Origin of the sequence: Mesorhizobium sp. B2-4-19 (assembly GCF_006441315.1) — a bacterium.
Lineage (GTDB): Bacteria > Pseudomonadota > Alphaproteobacteria > Rhizobiales > Rhizobiaceae > Mesorhizobium.
The window spans coordinates 141,628-159,204 of record NZ_VFUV01000001.1 but is presented as its reverse complement, the minus strand read 5'-3'; the positions used below and the strand labels follow the sequence as shown (position 1 = coordinate 159,204).

The following is a 17,577-nucleotide window of genomic DNA, read 5'->3' as shown; positions in this document are numbered from 1 at the left end:
TTTCGAGGACATGCGCTGCGGGAGGTGGCATGGCAAATCCGGTTCTGATCGAGGTCCTGCGCGGCGCGATCGTCGAGAGCGCGCATCGCGGTGCAGTCGCGGTTTTCGATGCCGACGGCAAACCGGTGTTGGAGATCGGCGACACCTCGAAACCAGTGTTCCCGCGCTCGGCGGTCAAGGCCATCCAGGCCTTGCCGCTGGTCGAAACCGGTGCCGCCGATGCCTATGGCTTTGGCAACCGCGAACTGGCGCTGGCCTGCGCCTCCCATTCGGGCGAACCGGAGCATGTCGAACTGGCGCGGTCCATGCTGGCCAGGGCCGGGCTCGACGGGTCCGCGCTCGAATGCGGCGCGCACTGGCCCTCGAGCCATGCCGCCGAGATTGCACTCGCGCGAGCCGGCGGTTCTCCAAATGCGCTGCACAACAATTGCTCCGGCAAACATTCCGGCTTTCTCTGCACCTGCGTGCATTCCGGCATTGCGCACAGTGGCTACGTCAAGGCGGGTCACGCCTTGCAGGAAATGGTGCGCGACGCGATGCAGTCGGTCACAGGTGCTATCCATGGCGCCGATGAGCGGGCGACCGACGGCTGCTCGATCCCGACCTATGCGGTGCCACTCAGGAGCTTCGCGCTCGGCTTTGCCCGCATGGCCACGGCAAATGGTTTCGGCCCCGAGCGGGCCAAGGCGGCAAAGCGGCTGCTGGCTGCCTGCATGGCGGAGCCTTTCTTTGTCGCCGGCACAGGCCGCGAGGACGTCTCGCTGATGGAGGCAGCACCTGGGCGGATTTTTGCGAAAGGCGGCGCGGAAGGTGTCCATTGTGCCGCAATTCCGGAACTAGGCCTCGGTATTGCGCTCAAATGCGATGATGGCGCCCACCGCGCCAGTGAAGCCATGGTCTCCGCCGTCCTCGCCAAGCTGCTGCGTTCGGACGAGGCCCTGGCGGCGAAACTCATCGAACTGGCAAATGCGCCGATCCAAAGCCGGATCGGAGCCAAGGTAGGCGCGGTGAGGCCGACTGCCGCCCTCAACTGACGCGGTTGCGCTCAACGGTCAAATGCGCAAAGCCGCTGCTGCTTAGCTGGGTGAGGTCTGCCGTCACCGGCTCGGCCCAGCGCTGGCCGATGACGGCGCCGTTCAACGCGCCGTCGATGACGTTGTCGGAGATGACGGCAGTGCCCGCACCCTCTACCACGCTGACGACGATGCCTGTGCCGGCCTTGCGGATGATGTTGCCCGTCGCCACGACATTGCGCAGATACGGTCCCCAGCCGATCGACATGCCGTAGAGCGGCGCGTTCTCGATGACGTTGTTGGAAGCGATGGTGTCCGCCTCGACACCGATGCCGACGCCGAAGCCGGGCGGATCGGCGGTGTAGGGCCCGCTGGTCGACAGATTGCGCACGATGTTGCCTGAGCAGACACCTATGCGGCCGCCTTCGTTGAAGTTGACGATCGAGATGCCGTTGGCCGCGCCATCGACGATGTTGTTGCTGACGACCGCACCCTCGAACGAGAATTCGGAATAGACCGCGGTCTCGCCCGAGCGCGAGCAGGTATTGCCGGAAATCTGCAGATTGCTGGAACTGTTGGCGCGGATCGCCGAGAAAGCGCAATCCGAGACGACATTGCCCGAAATGATGACGTTGCCGGCACGGAAGGCGTTGATGCCATTGCCGTTCTGGCCGGTCCCGCCGCTGCGCGCGCCGATGCGCTCGACACGGTTGCCCGTGACCATCGTGCCGTCTTCGGCCGCCTGCCAGCGATGCACGAGGATGCCGCCATTGGCACAGTCGGAGACCGTGTTGCCTGATATCGTCAGTCCAGCCGCCTCGACCGAATAGATGCCGGCGTCCGCCGCGCCCGATATGTCGGAGCGCTCGATGCGGCCTGTCGCATGGTCCAGCGCCAGCCCGTTCTTGCCGCTGCCGGTTATCTGGCAATTGTCGACAACGAGATGGCCGACCCGTCGAAGATCGAGCAGCCCTTGCGCATAGTCGCCCATCGAACGGTTCGAACCGTCGAAGACCAGCCCGCTCAGTTCGATATGGTCGGCCTGTTCGGCCATGAAGAGATGACCGTCGCCGCCATAGACGATCCGCGTCGCGCCCGGCACGCCGGAAAGGCGCACGCGGCTGGGCAGCGAGAGATTGGACACCACATAGGTGCCCGCCGGCAGGAACACCGGCATGTCCCGGCCGTTCGCGTCGCGCAGCAGCTTGGCGAAGGCCTTGCTCTGGTCGTCGAATGTGCCGGGCTGCACGCCCAGTTCTGTGGCATTGATGGAACCGCGCATCGAGGCCTTTTCGATACCGGTCAGGCCGGCGGCCGCCGCCTTGTCGAGCGCGAGGCCCACAACGGCAAAGCCGGCGGTACCGGTTAGCAGCGTTCGTCTGTTCAACATCGGCACAGAATCCCAGCGTTCAACCTGACGTCGCAGGAATCGTGCCAAACGTTCTGTTCCTTTTCACCCAAACGTTCTGTTCCTTGTCACAATGACTTGTCGAACAGCTGCTCGAGGCCTACGTTCAGGCAATGAGCAGAGCTTTCACCCGCGAAGAAGACAGCGAGAATGCCATCGCCGGCGTCGGCGAGCGGCCGATCAGCACGCATCGCAATCTTGTGACGGAACGCGGCCTTGCGCAGATCGAGGAGAATCTGGCCGATCTGCGCGACGTACTGGCGAAAGCCGAGAAGAAAGCCGATCGCGAGCGCATCGCGGTGGTGTCACGCGATCTACGCTACTGGACGGCGCGGCGCGAAAACGCCGAGCTTTCCGTGCCGGAGCCCGGCAGTGACGTCGTCCGCTTCGGCATGGGCGTCACGCTGGAAGGCGACGATGGCAAGAAAGTGCATTGGAAGATTGTCGGCGAGGATGAGGCCGATCCTACCAAGGGAAGCATTTCGCATGTTTCGCCCATGGCCGTCGCGCTGTTCGGCAAGAAGGTCGGCGACGTGGCCGCGGTCAACGGCAAGGAATGGGAAATCGTCAAGCTTTCGGACAGCTAATCCTCGAGCTTGACGACATGGTCGCGGAAGAATGCCGCGGCTCCGGCTTCATCGATTTCGCCGGCGGCAACCATCAAGACCAGCTGAATGATATCCTGTTGCTCAGCTTCGACGCTGAACCCGTTGAAGTAGAGAAACAAGTCCGCTGCGGCAAAAGCGGTGCGCTTGTTACCGTCGACGAAAGGATGGTTGGCAATGCCGAAGAGATACGCTGCCGCCAGTTCGCACAAATCCGGCTCGCCATAGTTTTCTCTCTGTTGCGGCCGGTGGAGCGCCGATTCCAGCATGCCTTCATCGCGGATGCCTGCCGCGCCGCCGTGAAGGCGCAACTGCTCAGCGTGAAGCGACTCCACGAATTCGCGCGAATGATGTTCTGTCATTTCGCGAGTGCGCGGTAGGCAACCTCGTACTTTTTCATCCGCTCACGCGCGATCTTCATCTTGCGTTCGAATTCTTCGGCGCTGTCCGCAGTGCGGCGCAAGCGAAGCTCATTGCCTTCCTGGACGATGATGATGCTGTCGCCCGCCTTGAGACTTAGACGGTCGAGCAGGTCCTTGGGCAGGATCACGCCTTCGGAATTGCCGATCTTGCGAATGATGGTGTTCATGATGGTTATCCTGTTGTAACGCCAATTATAACGCAATCAGCGCTCTGTTCCAACGGATATTATAACAAACTTCAGGCCGATAGCAGCCGGTCCATCAGCCGATCCGCTGCTTCCGGAATAACGGTTCCCGGCGGGAAGATTTCCGCGGCACCCGCCTGCAGCACCGCGTCGTAATCCTGAGGCGGGATGACGCCGCCGGCCACGATCAGCATGTCGCCCCGGCCGAGCTTTTTCAGCGCATCGCGCAATTGAGGGATCAGTATCAGGTGTCCCGCCGCCAGCGACGAGGCGCCGATGATATGGACGTCATGCTGGACCGCCAGTTTGGCGATCTCTTCCGGCGTCTGGAACATCGCGCCGACGGTAACGTCGAAGCCGAGATCGGCGAAAGCGGTGGCGATCACCTTTTGCCCACGATCGTGGCCATCCTGTCCCATCTTGGCAACGAGGATGCGCGGCTTGCCGCCGTTTTTCTTCTCGAAAGCGCCAATCTTGCCCTGCAGCCCGTCGACCAAGGGATTGTCGCCCAGCGCCTTGCGGTAGACGCCGGAAATGGTCTGCACCGTTGCGACGTGGCGGCCAAAGGCCCGTTCCAGCGCAAACGAGATTTCACCGACCGTGGCATTGGCCCGCGCGGCGCGGACGGCGAACTCCAGGAGATTCTCATTGCCTTGCGCGGCACGGGTCAGCGCATCGAGCGCGCTTTCCACCGCAGCGACATCGCGTGTGCCCTTCAGCCGTTGCAGCTTCGACAATTGCCGGGCCCTGACCTCGGCATTGTCGATCTTGAGCACGTCGACCTCGATGTCATTCTCGGGGCGATGCGCGTTGACGCCGACCAGCATCTGCTCGCCCGAATCGATGCGCGCCTGCGTGCGCGCCGCCGCTTCCTCGATGCGCAGCTTCGGAATGCCTTGTTCGGTCGCGGCGGCCATGCCACCGAGAGCCTCGACTTCCTCGATATGGCTCAGTGCGCGCGCCGCGAGATCATGCGTCAGCCGTTCCAGATAGGCCGAGCCGCCCCACGGATCGATGATGCGCGTGGTGCCGGACTCCTTCTGCAGGATGAGCTGCGTGTTGCGGGCGATGCGCGCCGAATGGTCGGTCGGCAGCGCCATCGCCTCGTCGAAGGAGTTGGTGTGCAGCGACTGGGTATGCCCCTGGGTCGCCGCCATCGCCTCGATCATGGTGCGGATGATGTTGTTGTAGGGGTCCTGCGCCGTCAGCGACCAGCCGGACGTCTGGCAATGGGTGCGCAGCGACAGCGAGCGCTCGTCCTTCGGCGCGAAATTCTTCTTCATCAGCGTCGCCCACAGCAGGCGCGCGGCCCGGAGCTTGGCCACTTCCATGAAGAAGTTCATGCCGATCGCCCAAAAGAAGGACAGGCGCGGCGCGAAGCGGTCGATGTCGAGGCCCGCCGCGACACCGGAGCGGGCATATTCGATGCCGTCGGCGATCGTATAGGCGAGCTCCAGATCGGCTGTCGCACCGGCTTCCTGCATGTGATAGCCGGAGATCGATATCGAATTGAACTTCGGCATGTTCTTCGACGTGTAGGAGAAGATGTCCGACACGATCCGCATCGAGGGTTTTGGCGGATAGATGTAGGTGTTGCGGACCATGAACTCCTTCAGAATGTCGTTCTGAATGGTGCCTGCCAGATCCTTCTGCGCAACGCCCTGTTCTTCCGCCGTGACTATGTAAAGCGCCATGATTGGCAGCACGGCGCCGTTCATCGTCATCGACACCGTCATGTCGCCGAGCGGAATGCCGTCGAACAGCTGCCGCATGTCGAGCATGGAATCGATAGCGACGCCCGCCATGCCGACATCGCCGGCAACGCGCGGATGGTCGCTGTCATAGCCGCGATGCGTGGCGAGATCGAAGGCGACCGACAATCCTTTCTGGCCGGCGGCGAGATTGCGCCGGTAAAAGGCGTTGGACTCTTCGGCCGTGGAGAAGCCGGCATATTGCCGGATCGTCCAGGGCTGCTGGACATACATGGTCGGGTAGGGGCCGCGAACGAAGGGCGGCAGGCCCGGATAGGTGTCGAGATGCGGCAGACCCTTGAGGTCGCCTTGATTGTACAGATGCTTGACGACAAGCCCTTCCGGCGTCGTCCGCTGGCCCTTGACCTCGACAGGCGCGCGGCGCGGCGGCGCCCAGCCGATTTGACTGAAATCCGGAATCAAGAGGCGGCCCCGATGGATTGGTCGATGCGGACAGGAGACAGCGGATCGCACAGCACGACGCCTTCGGTGAAGGCAGGCCGCTGCTTCGCATCCAGCGTCTCGACCGGGCGCTCGCTCCTCTGCGGATAGAGCGTGGTGCCGATGATGGCCCGCTCACCTGCCTTGAAGGCGGCGTCGCGCCGGGCGGCCGCGGCGCGAACGCGCTGTTGGATGTGTCCGTCCCGAAGGCTCGACAATACGCCTCCTTCGGCCTCGATCGCCTGCAGCTCCGCCCAGGCGGCTTCGCAAAGGTCTGCCGTCAGCGCTTCGACCGCGCCGGACCCATAGGCGGGATCGGCGACGTGATCGACATGGCTTTCATTGGCCATGATCAGCTGGGCGTTGCGCGCCACGCGGCGGGCAAAAGGCGCCGGCAGACCGTGGGCGATCGTGTGCGGCAGGATGGAGATCGAATCGGCTCCTCCCGCCGCCGCCGCGAAGCAGCTGATCGTCGTGCGCAGGATGTTGGTTTCGGGATCCAGCGCCGTCATCATGCGGAATGATGTCTCGGCATGGATGTTAGCCGTGGAGTTGGGGATCGAGCAGGCCTCCTGCACACGTGCCCACAGAATGCGCAAGGCCCGCACTTTGGCCATCGAGAGGAACTGGTCCTGGTCGACGCTGAGCGCGAAGCCGATATGCGGCGCGGCATAGACCAGCGGCTGCCGCGCCTTCTCGAACATTCTGAGATATGAGACCGCCGAAGCCAGCATGATGCCGAGTTCCTGCGCTTCCGTGGCGCCGGCATTGTGGAAGACGCGACCGTCCGCCTCCAGCAGCACGCCGGGAACGCCCATCGAGAAGAAATGCGCCAGCGACTGGGGCATCGATTCCTGCAGCGCCTCGATCGACATGCGCAGCCGTCCGGTACCGGCAAGGATCGCCGCCGGATCGATGCCGAAGGACAGGTTGAGCTTTGCCGGATCGGAGCGGCGCTTGCCCAGGAACGCCACCAGCCAGTCGGCCATGGGGCGGCTCCACGGGTGCGTGTCGATGCGGATCTGGATCCGATTGAGAGGCACGCCCTCCAGCACCGTTTCCAGCGCCTGAGCGGTCCTCGGCAGGCCGTAACCGAATGCGTTCGGGGCGCCTTCGAAGACGAGCGACAGTCCTGTCGCGCCCTGCGCGATATCATCCAGAACCTGGGCCTTGGCGCGATCGACGTTGGGGTCGTCGACGCGTTGGCTGACGATCCAGGGCGATCGGGGATTCGTGCGCACGAGCGGTTCGGCCCCGGTCGCGCGGTCATAAAGGGGCTCGATGCGGATGGCGTCGTCGGTGTGCGAAACAAGCTTTTCCTCGAAGGACGCGCCTGCCAGTGCCTTTTCCGCCAGGGCCAGCCATCGCTGGCGCTCGGCGCCAACTGGTTCAACATCCTTGGTCAAGGCTCCGGCGCCCATCCATCTTCCTCGTTCATATGGCCGCATCAGCCGGGCAGTTCAGTCTACGGTTCCCGGCCGGTTATCGCAATGCGCATCCCGAGCCAGAATTCGATCCACCTGATATAGGTCGGCTTGCATGGACGAACCATGAACGATTGCCAAACACCAGCAAAATCCGCAAGTTCCAAAATCCGATTTCGACGATAGGCCTGTTCGGGACGATTGGCCCCGCTTCGGACAATTGGCATTGTCGCTATGCGACAGCCTCACTATACCTTCGGGCAAAGGCTGGCTTTTGACACATCAGTTTGCGGAGACCCGACATATGGCTGACGACACCAGTATTTTCATCGGCGCCAGCCGCAAGCCCGACGACAGCTATCAGCGCCCGGAGCAGCTGCTGCTGCAATATGGGAATCGCCATGGCCTGGTGACTGGTGCCACCGGCACCGGCAAGACCGTCACCTTGCAGATCCTGGCCGAAGGTTTTTCGAATGCCGGCGTGCCGGTATTTTGCGCTGACATCAAGGGCGACCTGTCCGGTATCGCGATGATGGGCACGGCGCAGGATTTCCTGGTCAAGCGGGCCGCGCAGGTCAAGCTCGACCCTTACGACTTCCAGGAATTCCCCGTCATCTTCTGGGACCTGTTCGGCGAGCAGGGCCACCCCATTCGCGCCACCATTTCGGAAATGGGACCGCTTCTCCTGTCGCGGCTGATGAACCTGACCGACGCGCAGGAGGGCATCATGAACATTGCCTTCCGCATTGCCGATGAAGAAGGCCTGCTGCTTCTCGATCTCAAGGACCTGCAGGCGTTGCTTGCCAACATCGCCGAGCGCGCCGAGGAGATCAGCGCGCGCTACGGCAACGTCACCAAGCCGTCGGTGGGTGCCATCCAGCGCACGCTGCTGGTGCTGGAGCAGCAGGGCGCGGCCAACTTCTTCGGCGAGCCGGCCCTGCGCATCTCCGACATCATGCGCACCACGCGTGACGGCCGGGGCGCCGTCAGCGTGCTGGCCGCCGACAAGCTGATGATGAATCCGCGCCTCTACGCGACCTTCCTGCTCTGGCTGATGTCGGAGCTGTTCGAGGAACTGCCCGAGGTCGGAGATCCTGACCAGCCGAAGCTGGTGTTCTTCTTCGACGAGGCGCATCTGCTGTTTGACGAGGCGCCGAAGGTGCTGATCGACCGCGTCGAGCAGGTGGTCCGCCTGATCCGCTCGAAAGGCGTCGGCGTCTATTTCGTCACGCAGAACCCCCTGGATATCCCGGAAAAGGTCTTGGCCCAGCTCGGCAACCGCGTCCAGCACGCGCTGCGCGCCTATACGCCGCGTGAGCAGCAGGCGGTTCGGACGGCGGCGGAAACGTTCCGCCCCAATCCCGATTTCGACTGTGCCATCACCATCACCCAGCTCGCCACCGGCGAGGCGCTGGTCTCGACACTGGAGGCCAAGGGCGTGCCGTCCATGGTCCAGCGCACGCTGATCCGGCCGCCATCCTCGCGGCTTGGACCCATAACCCCTGCCGAGCGGCAAAAGCTGATCGCGGAAAGTCCGGTCACTGGCCAGTATGATCAGGTCATCGACCGCGAATCGGCCTTCGAGATCCTGCAGAAAAAGGCCAAGGACGCACAGGACGCCGAGCAGCAGGCGCAGCAGGCAGGCACAGGCGGCTCGCGCTGGACCATACCGGGTTTCGGCAATGACGATCCCGCGCCGCAGTCCGGTGGCCGCCGCGCGCCGGCGCCGCGCCCCTCCAATCGCCAGACCGTGACGGAGGCCGCGATCAAGTCGGTGGTGCGCTCGGTCGGCTCGTCGGTCGGACGCGCGATCGTGCGCGGGATTTTGGGAAGCCTATCGAGAGGCCGCTAGGCTGTAGCGCCGCGCGTTCCCTTGAACGCGGGGCGCTAAGCATCTGTGTAGGCGCTGTCGGATCAGAAGATCGCGTCCGTCACCGCCTTGACCGGACCGAGCAGCACCGATCCGTCCGGCACGCCGGCGTCGATCGGGATCGCCTTGTGGTTCGCCGTTGCCGCCGCCGCCATCGGCTGGCTGGCATCGCTGGTCACGATGACAGGGGTTTTCGAGGGCACGCGGTCGTAGAGGTCGATGATGTCCTGGTTTATCAGGCGCACGCAGCCCGACGACACCGACTTGCCGATCGACTTCCATTCCGGCGAGCCGTGTAGGCGGTAAAGCGTGTCCACATTGCCCTGGAAGAGATAGAGCGCGCGCGCGCCGAGCGGGTTCTTCAGCCCGCCAGGCATGCCGCCATTGTCGGCGCTGTATGGCTTCAATTCCGGCTGCCGGGCGATCATCTCATCCGGCGGCGTCCATTTCGGCCATTCCTGCTTCCACTGGACGACGGCGTCGCCCGACCATTCGAAGCCGGCACGGCCGAGACCGACGCCGTAGCGGATGGCCTGGCCGCCCGGACGAACCAGATAGAGGAAATGGCCCGTCGTATCGACGACGATGGTTCCCGGCTTCTGCCCGGTCGGGTCGGGAACGATCTGACGCAGGAACTGCGGATCGATCCTGTCGAAGGGGATGGCCGGCAGGTCGAAGCCGCCATCGCTGACGGCCGCGTACATCGACGCATAGTCGGCGAGCGGTGGCTCGACATAGGTCGGCGGCGGAGGCTCGACCGGCCCCGGCCCGGTGGTGGCGCATGCGGAAACCGCGATCGATGCGGCGCCCAATGCTGCGGCGTTGAGAAAGCCGCGACGGCTCAGGCGATAGGATTCGATTTCGGTTATGGACATGGCTGCCTTCTTTAGGACTCAAATTGCAACAAAGCGTGAATACGCTTGCCGCCACGCGGGTGCCTGACAACACCTGAGGCGATAGGCGGTTCCGATTCTGGCCCGAACGTGGACAAACAAAGGCGAAGCTGTGACTGCGCCGCCACTGTGGCGCCTGGGCCACAGCTCGACAGCTCAGGCGGTGACCAGCGCTTCGAGGGTCGGCAGGATCAGGGCCGGCGGAAAATCCCGGTATTCCTCAGGCTGGTTGGAGCGGTTGACCCATACGGTGCGGAAGCCGAATTTGGTGGCGCCGGCAATGTCCCAGCGATTGGAGGACTGGAAGGACACCGCGCCGGGATAGAGGCGCCAGCCTGTTGCGACCATATCGTAAACAGCCGGATCGGTCTTGAAGCGCCTCACCGTATCGACAGAATAGATGTCGTCCAGAACCTGATCGAGCGCGGCCGATTTGACCGCCGCTTCCAGCATTTCGGGCGAGCCGTTGGAGAGGATCGCCAGCCTGGCTCCGGAGGCCTTGAGCGCCTTCAGCACGGCCGGTACCTCCGGGTAGCAGTCCAGCCGCCAGTAGGCTTCCAGCAGTTCTGTCCTGAGGCCGGGATCGGCGGAGGGGACCTTGCGCAAGGCGAAGTCGAGCGCCTGCTCGGTCAGCTGCCAGAAATCGGCATAGGCGCCCATCAGCGAGCGCACCCAGGAATATTCGAGCTGTTTGGCGCGCCAGATTTCGGACAGCAACTGGCCGTTCGGGCCGATCCGGTCGGCATGGCGGCGCACGGCGGCGTGCACGTCGAACAGCGTGCCGTAGGCGTCGAAAACATAGGCGGCGTATTGCATGGCGACAGTTTTGAGGCGAGGCGGGGCAAGGCGCAAGCCTTGATTGCACCGCTGCGCCGCTGGCATCAACAAAACTCCCCGATGCCCGTTGACGACGGCGGCCAAAGCATCATCCAATGTTGTCACACAAGATTGATCGGAACGGGATAACGCGATGACACTGGCGGCAGCGGCGCAATCCGCGACATGGACTTTCGTCGACGGCGACTGGTACGAGGGCAATGTCGCCATTCTGGGCCCGCGCAGCCACGCCATGTGGCTCGGCACCAGCGTGTTCGACGGGGCGCGCTGGTTCGAAGGCGTGGCGCCCGACCTCGACCTGCATGCCAGGCGGGTGAACGCCTCGGCGATCGCGCTCGGCCTCAAGCCGAACATGTCGCCCGAACAGATCGTCGGGCTGACCTGGGACGGATTGAAGAAGTTCGACGGCAAGACGGCGGTCTATATCAGGCCGATGTACTGGGCCGAGCATGGCGGCTACATGGGCGTGCCGGCCGATCCCGCTTCGACCCGTTTTTGCCTCTGCCTCTATGAATCGCCGATGATCTCGCCGACCGGGTTTTCGGTGACAGTGTCGCCGTTCCGACGCCCGACGATCGAAACCATGCCGACCAACGCCAAGGCCGGGTGCCTCTATCCCAACAATGGCCGCGCCATCCTCGAAGCCAAGATGCGCGGCTTCGACAATGCGCTGGTGCTGGACATGCTGGGCAACGTCGCCGAGACCGGAAGCTCCAACATCTTCCTGGTCAAGGATGGACACGTGCTGACGCCGGCGCCGAACGGCACCTTCCTGTCCGGCATCACACGCTCGCGCACGATGGCGCTGCTGGGCGAGTACGGATTCAAGACGACGGAAAAGACGCTGTCGGTGCGCGATTTCCTCGAAGCGGACGAAATCTTTTCGACCGGCAACCACTCCAAGGTGGTGCCGATCACCCGCATCGAGGATCGCAATCTGCAACCCGGCCCGGTAGCCAAGAAGGCGCGCGAGCTTTATTGGGATTGGGCGCATTCGCCGTCGGCCGGCTGACGCGCTGCTTCGGCCTTTTTGTCGCTGCGCGCTTCGCCGCAGGAAAACCGTGTGACAGTTTTCCGGAACCCGCTTAGAAAGGGAACCGGCGCTTCACTTCCGGAGTTGTTCCAGCTCAATCCAGTCCTATCTTAATCCGGTATCCACACCGGATTTTTCCACGAGGGAGTACTACCCATGGCTTTTGAATTGCCCGCTCTGCCCTACGACTATGAGGCCTTGCAGCCTTACATGTCGAAAGAGACGCTGGAATATCACCACGACAAGCATCACAAGGCCTATGTCGACAATGGCAACAAGCTGGCTGCCGAGGCCGGAATGGGCGATCTGTCGGTCGAAGAGGTGGTCAAGCAGTCGTTCGGCAAGAATGCCGGTCTCTTCAACAATGCCGCGCAGCACTACAATCACATCCATTTCTGGAAGTGGATGAAGAAGGGCGGCGGCGGCAACAAGCTGCCGGGCGCGCTGCAGAAGGCTTTCGACAGCGATCTCGGCGGCTACGACAAGTTCAAGGCTGATTTCATCGCAGCCGGCACGACGCAGTTCGGTTCGGGCTGGGCCTGGGTTTCGGTCAAGGACGGCAAGCTGGCGATCTCTAAGACCCCGAACGGCGAAAACCCGCTCGTTCATGGCGCGTCCCCGATCCTCGGCGTCGACGTCTGGGAACACTCCTATTACATCGACTACCGCAACGCCCGCCCGAAATATCTCGAGGCCTTCGTCGACAGCCTGATCAACTGGGATCATGTGCTGGAGCTCTACGAAAAGGCGAAGTAATCGACAATCAGAAAGGCCCCGGCAATCCCGGGGCCTTTCTTTTTCTGTGCCGATATCAGTGGCTGCGAGGGCCCGGAAAAAACCATCCAAGCAGAGGGAATATTCCCTCCGCCGGATCCGTTAACGTCGTGTCCCAAATACCTTCATCACGGAGCCAAATGAATGAGAAAGCTTGTCATCGCCCTCTCAATGCTCGCCTTCGCCGGTTCGGCGGCCTTTGCCGATCCGATCATCGACCGGCAGGCTCTGATGAAGGAACGCGGAAAGATCGTCGGCGGCTTGGCGAAGGTCGCCAAGGGCGAGGACTCCTTCGATGCCGGCGCCGTGCTGACGCAGTTGCAGGCGTTGCAGGCGAATGCCGAAAAGTTCGACGTCGATGCGTTGTTCCCGAAGGGCAGCGATGCCGGCGACACCACGGCGGGGCCGAAAATCTGGGAAGACACGGCCGGCTTCAAGGCCGCCGAAGACAAGTATCTGTCCAACGTCAAGGCCGCGGTCGCGGCGGCTCCCGCCGATGTCGACGCGCTGAAGGCGCAAGTCGGCGCCATCGGTTCGGATTGCGGCTCCTGCCATCAGGGCTACAGGGTCAAGAAGGGCTGATTGCCTGATATGGCATGGCTGAAGAAGCTCGTCGGCGCGGCCATCATTCTGGGCGGCGTCGGCGCGGCTGGTGGCTGGCTGCTGTCGGCCCCGGTCAAGCTGGACGCGACGGCCCTGGCGCAACTTGGGCCGGGCGACGCGACCAAGGGCAAGCGCATTTTCTATGCCGGCGGCTGCACCTCCTGTCATGCGAAGCCGGGCTCGCAGGGCGATGCCCGGCTTCAGCTGGTCGGCGGCCTCCAACTCAAGACGCCGTTCGGCACCTTTGTTCCGCCCAACATTTCGCAAGACCCAAAGGACGGCATTGGTGCGTGGTCGGTCGACCATCTCGCCAACGCTATGCTCAAGGGCGTTTCGCCGTCCGGCGAGCATTTCTACCCGGCCTTTCCCTACGCGTCCTATGCCCGCATGAAACCATCGGACATTGCCGATCTCTATGCCTTCCTGAAGACGCTGCCCGCCGTCGCCGGCAAGGCGCCGGACAATTCGCTCGCTTTCCCCTTCAACATCCGTCGCGGCATCGGCCTGTGGAAACGGCTCTATCTTAACAACCAGCCTGTTGTTGCGTTGGCCAGTAGCGCACCTGATCCGGTGGTAGCCGGCCGCTATCTGGTCGAGGGGCCGGGTCATTGCGGCGAATGCCACACGCCGCGTGACTTCGCAGGCGGGACGAAGAAAGGCGAGTGGCTGGCGGGTGCCGTGGCGGCCGAGGGCTCAGGCATCGTGCCCAACATCACATCGGGCAAGGGCGGCCTCGCCAACTGGTCGGAAGCCGACATCGCCAACTATCTCGAAACCGGCTTCACGCCCAATTTCGATTCCGTCGGCGGCGCGATGGTCGACGTCCAGCGCAACATGGCCGAGCTGACAGCAGGGGACCGGGCCGCGATCGCCGCCTATCTCAAGGCTGTGCCGCCGCATCCGAACGGTTATCCCGCGCGCAAGCCGGCGGGCTGATTGTCGACTAGAGGTGCCGATCGCCGAGGAAATCGAAGCCCGTCTCGAAGAAGTGGTTGTAGTTGCAGGTCAGTTCCTCACCGGGTGCGATGTCGCGCAAGGCATAGGTCTCCTCGGGTGAGGAGACATCGCAATTCGGCTCGTCGTCATGGTTCATGTAGCGGGCGTCGTCGGCTTCGAAGACGATATAGGCCGGATCGCGCCGGTCCGGGTAGGAATAGCGGTCGAGATAGTTCTTCACCGGCCCGGTTTCGCCCTCATAGGTCTCGACGTCGATGATCCGGTCGAAGCGGGGGTCGAGCTTCCAGATCAGCGTGCCCTTGGGGATGGGATGCTTGGCAAAGACGCCAATGCCCTGGATCGGCGATTTGTCGAGATAGACGTCGACGAGCAGCATAATGGACCCTTGTGCGAGTGCGGGCTTCGTCGCCCGGGAAAGTCGTGCCTTGGGTTAACGCGCGACCATCGCAATTGCGAGTGGAAATGAGCAAAGCGGAATTCAAAAAGTCATGATTGCCGAACCCAAAAGTGAACGTGCTATCCGGAGCCTTAGCGTTGCTGCAAGGCCAGGCGGACGCCCAGGGCGCAGTAGATGCCGCCGACAACCTTGCCCTGCCATTTCAGCACCGTCGGATTTCGACGCAGGAAGGAGCCGAGGCGACCGGCGCTGACGGCAAAGACGACCGTGCTGAAAAGACCGAGCACGACAAAGACAATTCCCAATAGCGCCAATTGGAGCATCACCGTTCCGTTTTCGGGCCGCACGAACTGAGGCAGGAATGCCAGGAAAAACAGCGCGGTCTTGGGGTTGAGCACTTCGGTCAGGACAGCCTGCCGAAACGCCTTGCCGGCCGAGATCGCGAGCCCGCCGGCGGAGGGGTCGGTCGGCGTTTTCTCGATGATGGCGCGAATGCCGAGGTAAACGAGGTAGGCCGCGCCGATGTATTTTACGATGCTGAAAAGCGTCGCCGACGTGGCGACGATCGCCGAAATGCCGACCATCGCCATGACAGTGTGAAATATGTCGCCAGCCGCGATCCCAGCGCCGGTCGCGATCCCGACCTTCGTTCCCGAACTCGTTGCCCGGGCGATCGTCAACAGCGTGGCCGGACCCGGGATAAAGACAAAGCCGAGCACGACGGCGATATAGGCAATCAGCGTGGACAGATCGATCATTTAAGCGTCTCCTCGGCAAGCGGCGCCTTTCCCGTAACCTTCAGCGCGAAGGAATAGGTATAGGCGATTTCTTCCAGGCGTGAGAACCTGCCGGACGCGCCGGCATGGCCGGAATCCATGTTGATCTTGAACAGCACCGGATTGTCGCCGCTCTTGCGGTCGCGCAGCCGCGCCACCCATTTGGCCGGTTCCCAATAGGTGACGCGCGGATCGGTGAGACCGGCGAGCGCCAGGATCGGCGGATAGTCGAGGGCCGCGACATTGTCGTAGGGCGAGTAGGCGGCGATGGTGCGGTAGTCATCGGCCGAAGCGATCGGATTGCCCCATTCCGGCCATTCCGGCGGCGTCAACGGCAAGGTCGCGTCGAGCATGGTGGTGAGCACGTCCACGAAGGGAACTTCGGCAACGATGCCGCCAAAACAGTCCGGCGCCATATTGGCGATGGCGCCCATCAGCATGCCGCCGGCCGAGCCGCCTTGCGCGACCATGCGGTCATGCGCGGTATAGCGCTCGGCAACGAGATGGCGCGCGCACGCGATGAAATCCGTAAACGTGTTCATCTTGTGCGCCCGCTTGCCGCCATCATACCAGCCGTAACCCTTGTCCTTGCCGCCGCGAACATGAGCGATGGCATAGACGAAGCCGCGGTCGACCAGCGAAAGGCAGTTGGTGTTGAAGGCGGCCGGCACGGTGATGCCGTAGGAGCCGTAGCCGTAAAGCAGGCAAGGTGCTGATCCATCGAGCGGCGTGTCGCGATGGTGCAGAAGTGAGATCGGCACCAACTCGCCATCGGCGGCGGGCGCCATCAGCCGCCTGGTGACATAGTGGTCCGCGTCATGGCCGGATGGGACTTCCTGGGTCTTGAGCAAGGCCCGTTCGCGGGTGCGCATATTGTAGTCGAACACCTGCGCCGGCGTCGTCATTGACGAATAGGAAAAGCGCATGATCTCGGTGTCGTATTCATAGGAGCCCGACAGGCCGAGCGAGAAAGCCTCCTCATCGAGAGACAGAAGATGCTCTTCGCCACTGGCGCGGTCGCGCACGACAATGCGCGGCAGTCCCTCCTTGCGCTCGAGCCGGACCATATGGTCCTTGAAGCCGATCACCGACAGGATCAGCCGGCCCGGTTCATGCGGCACCAGCTCCCGCCAGTTGGCGCGGACCGGATCGCTTGCCGGGGCCGTCATGATCTTGAAGTCCTTGGCGCCGTCCGCGTTGGTCAGGATGAAGAAGATGTCGCCGCCTTCCTCCAGCTCATATTGAAGGCCGGTCTCGCGCGCTGCAACCAGTCTGGGTTCGGCAAACGGATCGCTGGCGCTCAACAGGCGATATTCCGAGGTCTCGTGATCGTTGATGCCGATCATGATCCATTGGTTGTCGCGGGTGCCGTCGACATTCATGAAGAAGCCCGGATCGGTTTCCTCATAGATCAGGCGGTCGGTCCCTGGGTCTTGTCCAAGTGCGTGGAACAGCACCTTGGACGGCCGGTGATTGGGGTCGAGGCGCGTATAGAAGAACCCGTCATTGCCAGCATCCCACACACCCGAGCCGCCCGTAGCGGGAATCTGGTCCGCCAGGTCCTTGCCATCGGCAAGGTCGCGCACGCGCAGCGTGTAGAACTCGGAACCCTTGTCGTCGAAGGCCCACAACAGCCTGCGGTGATCTGCCGAATGGTCGACACCGCCGAGCCGGAAATAGGGCTTGCCTTGCCCCTCGATGTCGCCGTCGAGCATGATCTGCTGGGTTCCGCCCGCGCGCGGCATACGGAAATAGCGCGGCTGCTCGCCGCCGAGCCTGAAGGAGGACCCGTAGGCATAAGGCCCGTCCTTCATCGGAACGGAAGAATCGTCTTCCTTGATGCGGCCCTTCATCTCCTTGAAAAGCTGCTTCCGCAGGTCTGAAGTATCGGCCATTAGCTTCGACTGGTAGGCATTCTCGGCTTCGAGTTCGGCGCGGATGCCGGCATCGAGCAGGGAAGGGTCCCGAAACATCTCCTGCCAGTTGTCGGCCCGCAGCCAGGCAAATTCATCGGTTCGCGTGATGCCGTGATGCGTGTCGTAAACCGGCCGCTTCTGCGGTGTCGGCGGGCTGACGATCGGAAATCGGGAAGTCTTGGTCATTGCGTCTCGCTTGGGAACTATCTTGAATGATGAATGAACACACCGATCAGGGGGGTTCAAGGGCCGTAACCTAGAGGTGGTGTTGG

17 protein-coding genes are annotated in these 17,577 nt (G+C 62.8%); 7 read left to right on the top strand and 10 right to left on the bottom strand.

Translation table 11 applies throughout. From position 1 onward, the window contains the following. The first annotated feature begins 29 nt into the window (after window positions 1-29). Complete coding sequence (locus tag FJ546_RS00775) at window positions 30-1,034, top strand: asparaginase (RefSeq protein ID WP_140887330.1); 1,005 nt, start codon at window positions 30-32, stop codon at window positions 1,032-1,034. Here FJ546_RS00775 and FJ546_RS00770 read toward each other — a convergent pair. Then, window positions 1,027-2,403 carry a TIGR03808 family TAT-translocated repetitive protein gene (locus FJ546_RS00770; RefSeq protein ID WP_140887329.1) on the bottom strand — a complete coding sequence of 459 codons (1,377 nt, stop codon included), beginning with the start codon at window positions 2,401-2,403 and terminating at the stop codon, window positions 1,027-1,029. The genes FJ546_RS00775 and FJ546_RS00770 overlap by 8 nt on opposite strands. A gap of 131 nt (window positions 2,404-2,534) precedes the next feature. Here FJ546_RS00770 and greA point away from each other — a divergent pair, with 131 nt between their 5' ends. After that, window positions 2,535-3,008 carry a transcription elongation factor GreA gene (greA, locus tag FJ546_RS00765; RefSeq protein WP_064982947.1) on the top strand — a complete coding sequence of 158 codons (474 nt, stop codon included), beginning with the start codon at window positions 2,535-2,537 and terminating at the stop codon, window positions 3,006-3,008. Here the strand turns inward: greA and FJ546_RS00760 are convergent. The 4 genes from FJ546_RS00760 to FJ546_RS00745 form a co-directional block, all read right to left on the bottom strand. Beyond that, window positions 3,005-3,388: a type II toxin-antitoxin system death-on-curing family toxin gene (locus tag FJ546_RS00760; protein WP_140887327.1), complete on the bottom strand. Its 384-nt coding sequence runs from the start codon at window positions 3,386-3,388 to the stop codon at window positions 3,005-3,007. The genes greA and FJ546_RS00760 overlap by 4 nt on opposite strands. After that, the gene (locus FJ546_RS00755) at window positions 3,385-3,615 is read right to left on the bottom strand and encodes an AbrB/MazE/SpoVT family DNA-binding domain-containing protein (RefSeq protein ID WP_140887325.1); all 231 of its coding nucleotides are present in this window, start codon (window positions 3,613-3,615) and stop codon (window positions 3,385-3,387) included. Before FJ546_RS00755 ends, FJ546_RS00760 begins: the two co-directional genes overlap by 4 nt. A 71-nt stretch (window positions 3,616-3,686) precedes the next feature. Continuing rightward, a complete protein-coding gene (gene scpA / locus FJ546_RS00750) occupies window positions 3,687-5,807 on the bottom strand; it encodes a methylmalonyl-CoA mutase (RefSeq protein ID WP_140887324.1) in 2,121 nt (706 codons plus the stop codon). Beyond that, entirely contained in the window at window positions 5,804-7,246 is a 1,443-nt protein-coding gene (locus tag FJ546_RS00745; RefSeq protein WP_140887322.1) for a methylmalonyl-CoA mutase subunit beta, read from the bottom strand. The genes scpA and FJ546_RS00745 overlap by 4 nt, the downstream gene beginning before the upstream one ends. Before the next feature lie 307 nt (window positions 7,247-7,553). Between FJ546_RS00745 and FJ546_RS00740 the strand changes: the two genes are divergently transcribed. Continuing rightward, on the top strand, window positions 7,554-9,101 hold the full coding sequence (locus FJ546_RS00740; protein WP_140887321.1) for a helicase HerA-like C-terminal domain-containing protein: 1,548 nt from the start codon (window positions 7,554-7,556) through the stop codon (window positions 9,099-9,101). A 62-nt stretch (window positions 9,102-9,163) separates the two neighbouring features. On the opposite strand, the gene FJ546_RS00735 is transcribed toward FJ546_RS00740, so the two are convergent. Together FJ546_RS00735 and FJ546_RS00730 are read right to left on the bottom strand one after the other, a co-directional pair. Then, window positions 9,164-9,994, bottom strand: a complete 831-nt coding sequence (locus FJ546_RS00735) for a L,D-transpeptidase (protein ID WP_140887319.1) — start codon at window positions 9,992-9,994, stop codon at window positions 9,164-9,166. Between the two features lie 174 nt (window positions 9,995-10,168). Next, window positions 10,169-10,828, bottom strand: coding sequence for a haloacid dehalogenase type II (locus FJ546_RS00730; RefSeq protein ID WP_140887318.1), 660 nt, complete (start codon window positions 10,826-10,828; stop codon window positions 10,169-10,171). A 154-nt stretch (window positions 10,829-10,982) separates the two neighbouring features. Here FJ546_RS00730 and FJ546_RS00725 point away from each other — a divergent pair, with 154 nt between their 5' ends. The 4 genes from FJ546_RS00725 to FJ546_RS00710 all read left to right on the top strand — a co-directional run bounded on the left by FJ546_RS00725 (window position 10,983) and on the right by FJ546_RS00710 (window position 14,195). Further along, entirely contained in the window at window positions 10,983-11,861 is an 879-nt protein-coding gene (locus tag FJ546_RS00725) for a branched-chain amino acid aminotransferase (RefSeq protein WP_140887316.1), read from the top strand. 177 nt (window positions 11,862-12,038) lie between these two features. Continuing rightward, a complete protein-coding gene (locus tag FJ546_RS00720; RefSeq protein WP_095786539.1) occupies window positions 12,039-12,638 on the top strand; it encodes a superoxide dismutase in 600 nt (199 codons plus the stop codon). A 162-nt stretch (window positions 12,639-12,800) separates the two neighbouring features. Beyond that, entirely contained in the window at window positions 12,801-13,238 is a 438-nt protein-coding gene (locus FJ546_RS00715; protein ID WP_140887315.1) for a cytochrome c, read from the top strand. Window positions 13,239-13,247: 9 nt separating this feature from the next. Further along, window positions 13,248-14,195, top strand: a complete 948-nt coding sequence (locus FJ546_RS00710) for a cytochrome c (protein WP_140888016.1) — start codon at window positions 13,248-13,250, stop codon at window positions 14,193-14,195. A 7-nt stretch (window positions 14,196-14,202) separates the two neighbouring features. Here FJ546_RS00710 and FJ546_RS00705 read toward each other — a convergent pair whose 3' ends face one another. The 3 genes from FJ546_RS00705 to FJ546_RS00695 all read right to left on the bottom strand — a co-directional run bounded on the left by FJ546_RS00705 (window position 14,203) and on the right by FJ546_RS00695 (window position 17,491). Next, entirely contained in the window at window positions 14,203-14,592 is a 390-nt protein-coding gene (locus tag FJ546_RS00705; RefSeq protein ID WP_140887313.1) for an SET domain-containing protein-lysine N-methyltransferase, read from the bottom strand. 152 nt (window positions 14,593-14,744) lie between these two features. Beyond that, window positions 14,745-15,371 (bottom strand): LysE family translocator, encoded by a 627-nt coding sequence (locus FJ546_RS00700; protein ID WP_140887312.1) that lies wholly within the window; start codon window positions 15,369-15,371, stop codon window positions 14,745-14,747. Next, window positions 15,368-17,491 carry a S9 family peptidase gene (locus tag FJ546_RS00695; RefSeq protein WP_140887310.1) on the bottom strand — a complete coding sequence of 708 codons (2,124 nt, stop codon included), beginning with the start codon at window positions 17,489-17,491 and terminating at the stop codon, window positions 15,368-15,370. The genes FJ546_RS00700 and FJ546_RS00695 overlap by 4 nt, the downstream gene beginning before the upstream one ends. Between the last annotated feature and the right edge of the window lie 86 nt (window positions 17,492-17,577).

What these genes read in the sequence shown, in the direction of transcription:
- FJ546_RS00775 (WP_140887330.1), top strand. Translation starts at nt 30, where the DNA reads ATGGCAAATCCGGTTCTGATCGAGGTCCTGCGCGGCGCGATCGTCGAG.
- FJ546_RS00770 (WP_140887329.1), bottom strand. Translation starts at nt 2,403, where the DNA reads ATGTTGAACAGACGAACGCTGCTAACCGGTACCGCCGGCTTTGCCGTT.
- greA (WP_064982947.1), top strand. Translation starts at nt 2,535, where the DNA reads ATGAGCAGAGCTTTCACCCGCGAAGAAGACAGCGAGAATGCCATCGCC.
- FJ546_RS00760 (WP_140887327.1), bottom strand. Translation starts at nt 3,388, where the DNA reads ATGACAGAACATCATTCGCGCGAATTCGTGGAGTCGCTTCACGCTGAG.
- FJ546_RS00755 (WP_140887325.1), bottom strand. Translation starts at nt 3,615, where the DNA reads ATGAACACCATCATTCGCAAGATCGGCAATTCCGAAGGCGTGATCCTG.
- FJ546_RS00745 (WP_140887322.1), bottom strand. Translation starts at nt 7,246, where the DNA reads ATGGGCGCCGGAGCCTTGACCAAGGATGTTGAACCAGTTGGCGCCGAG.
- FJ546_RS00740 (WP_140887321.1), top strand. Translation starts at nt 7,554, where the DNA reads ATGGCTGACGACACCAGTATTTTCATCGGCGCCAGCCGCAAGCCCGAC.
- FJ546_RS00735 (WP_140887319.1), bottom strand. Translation starts at nt 9,994, where the DNA reads ATGTCCATAACCGAAATCGAATCCTATCGCCTGAGCCGTCGCGGCTTT.
- FJ546_RS00730 (WP_140887318.1), bottom strand. Translation starts at nt 10,828, where the DNA reads ATGCAATACGCCGCCTATGTTTTCGACGCCTACGGCACGCTGTTCGAC.
- FJ546_RS00725 (WP_140887316.1), top strand. Translation starts at nt 10,983, where the DNA reads ATGACACTGGCGGCAGCGGCGCAATCCGCGACATGGACTTTCGTCGAC.
- FJ546_RS00720 (WP_095786539.1), top strand. Translation starts at nt 12,039, where the DNA reads ATGGCTTTTGAATTGCCCGCTCTGCCCTACGACTATGAGGCCTTGCAG.
- FJ546_RS00715 (WP_140887315.1), top strand. Translation starts at nt 12,801, where the DNA reads ATGAGAAAGCTTGTCATCGCCCTCTCAATGCTCGCCTTCGCCGGTTCG.
- FJ546_RS00710 (WP_140888016.1), top strand. Translation starts at nt 13,248, where the DNA reads ATGGCATGGCTGAAGAAGCTCGTCGGCGCGGCCATCATTCTGGGCGGC.
- FJ546_RS00705 (WP_140887313.1), bottom strand. Translation starts at nt 14,592, where the DNA reads ATGCTGCTCGTCGACGTCTATCTCGACAAATCGCCGATCCAGGGCATT.
- FJ546_RS00700 (WP_140887312.1), bottom strand. Translation starts at nt 15,371, where the DNA reads ATGATCGATCTGTCCACGCTGATTGCCTATATCGCCGTCGTGCTCGGC.
- FJ546_RS00695 (WP_140887310.1), bottom strand. Translation starts at nt 17,491, where the DNA reads ATGACCAAGACTTCCCGATTTCCGATCGTCAGCCCGCCGACACCGCAG.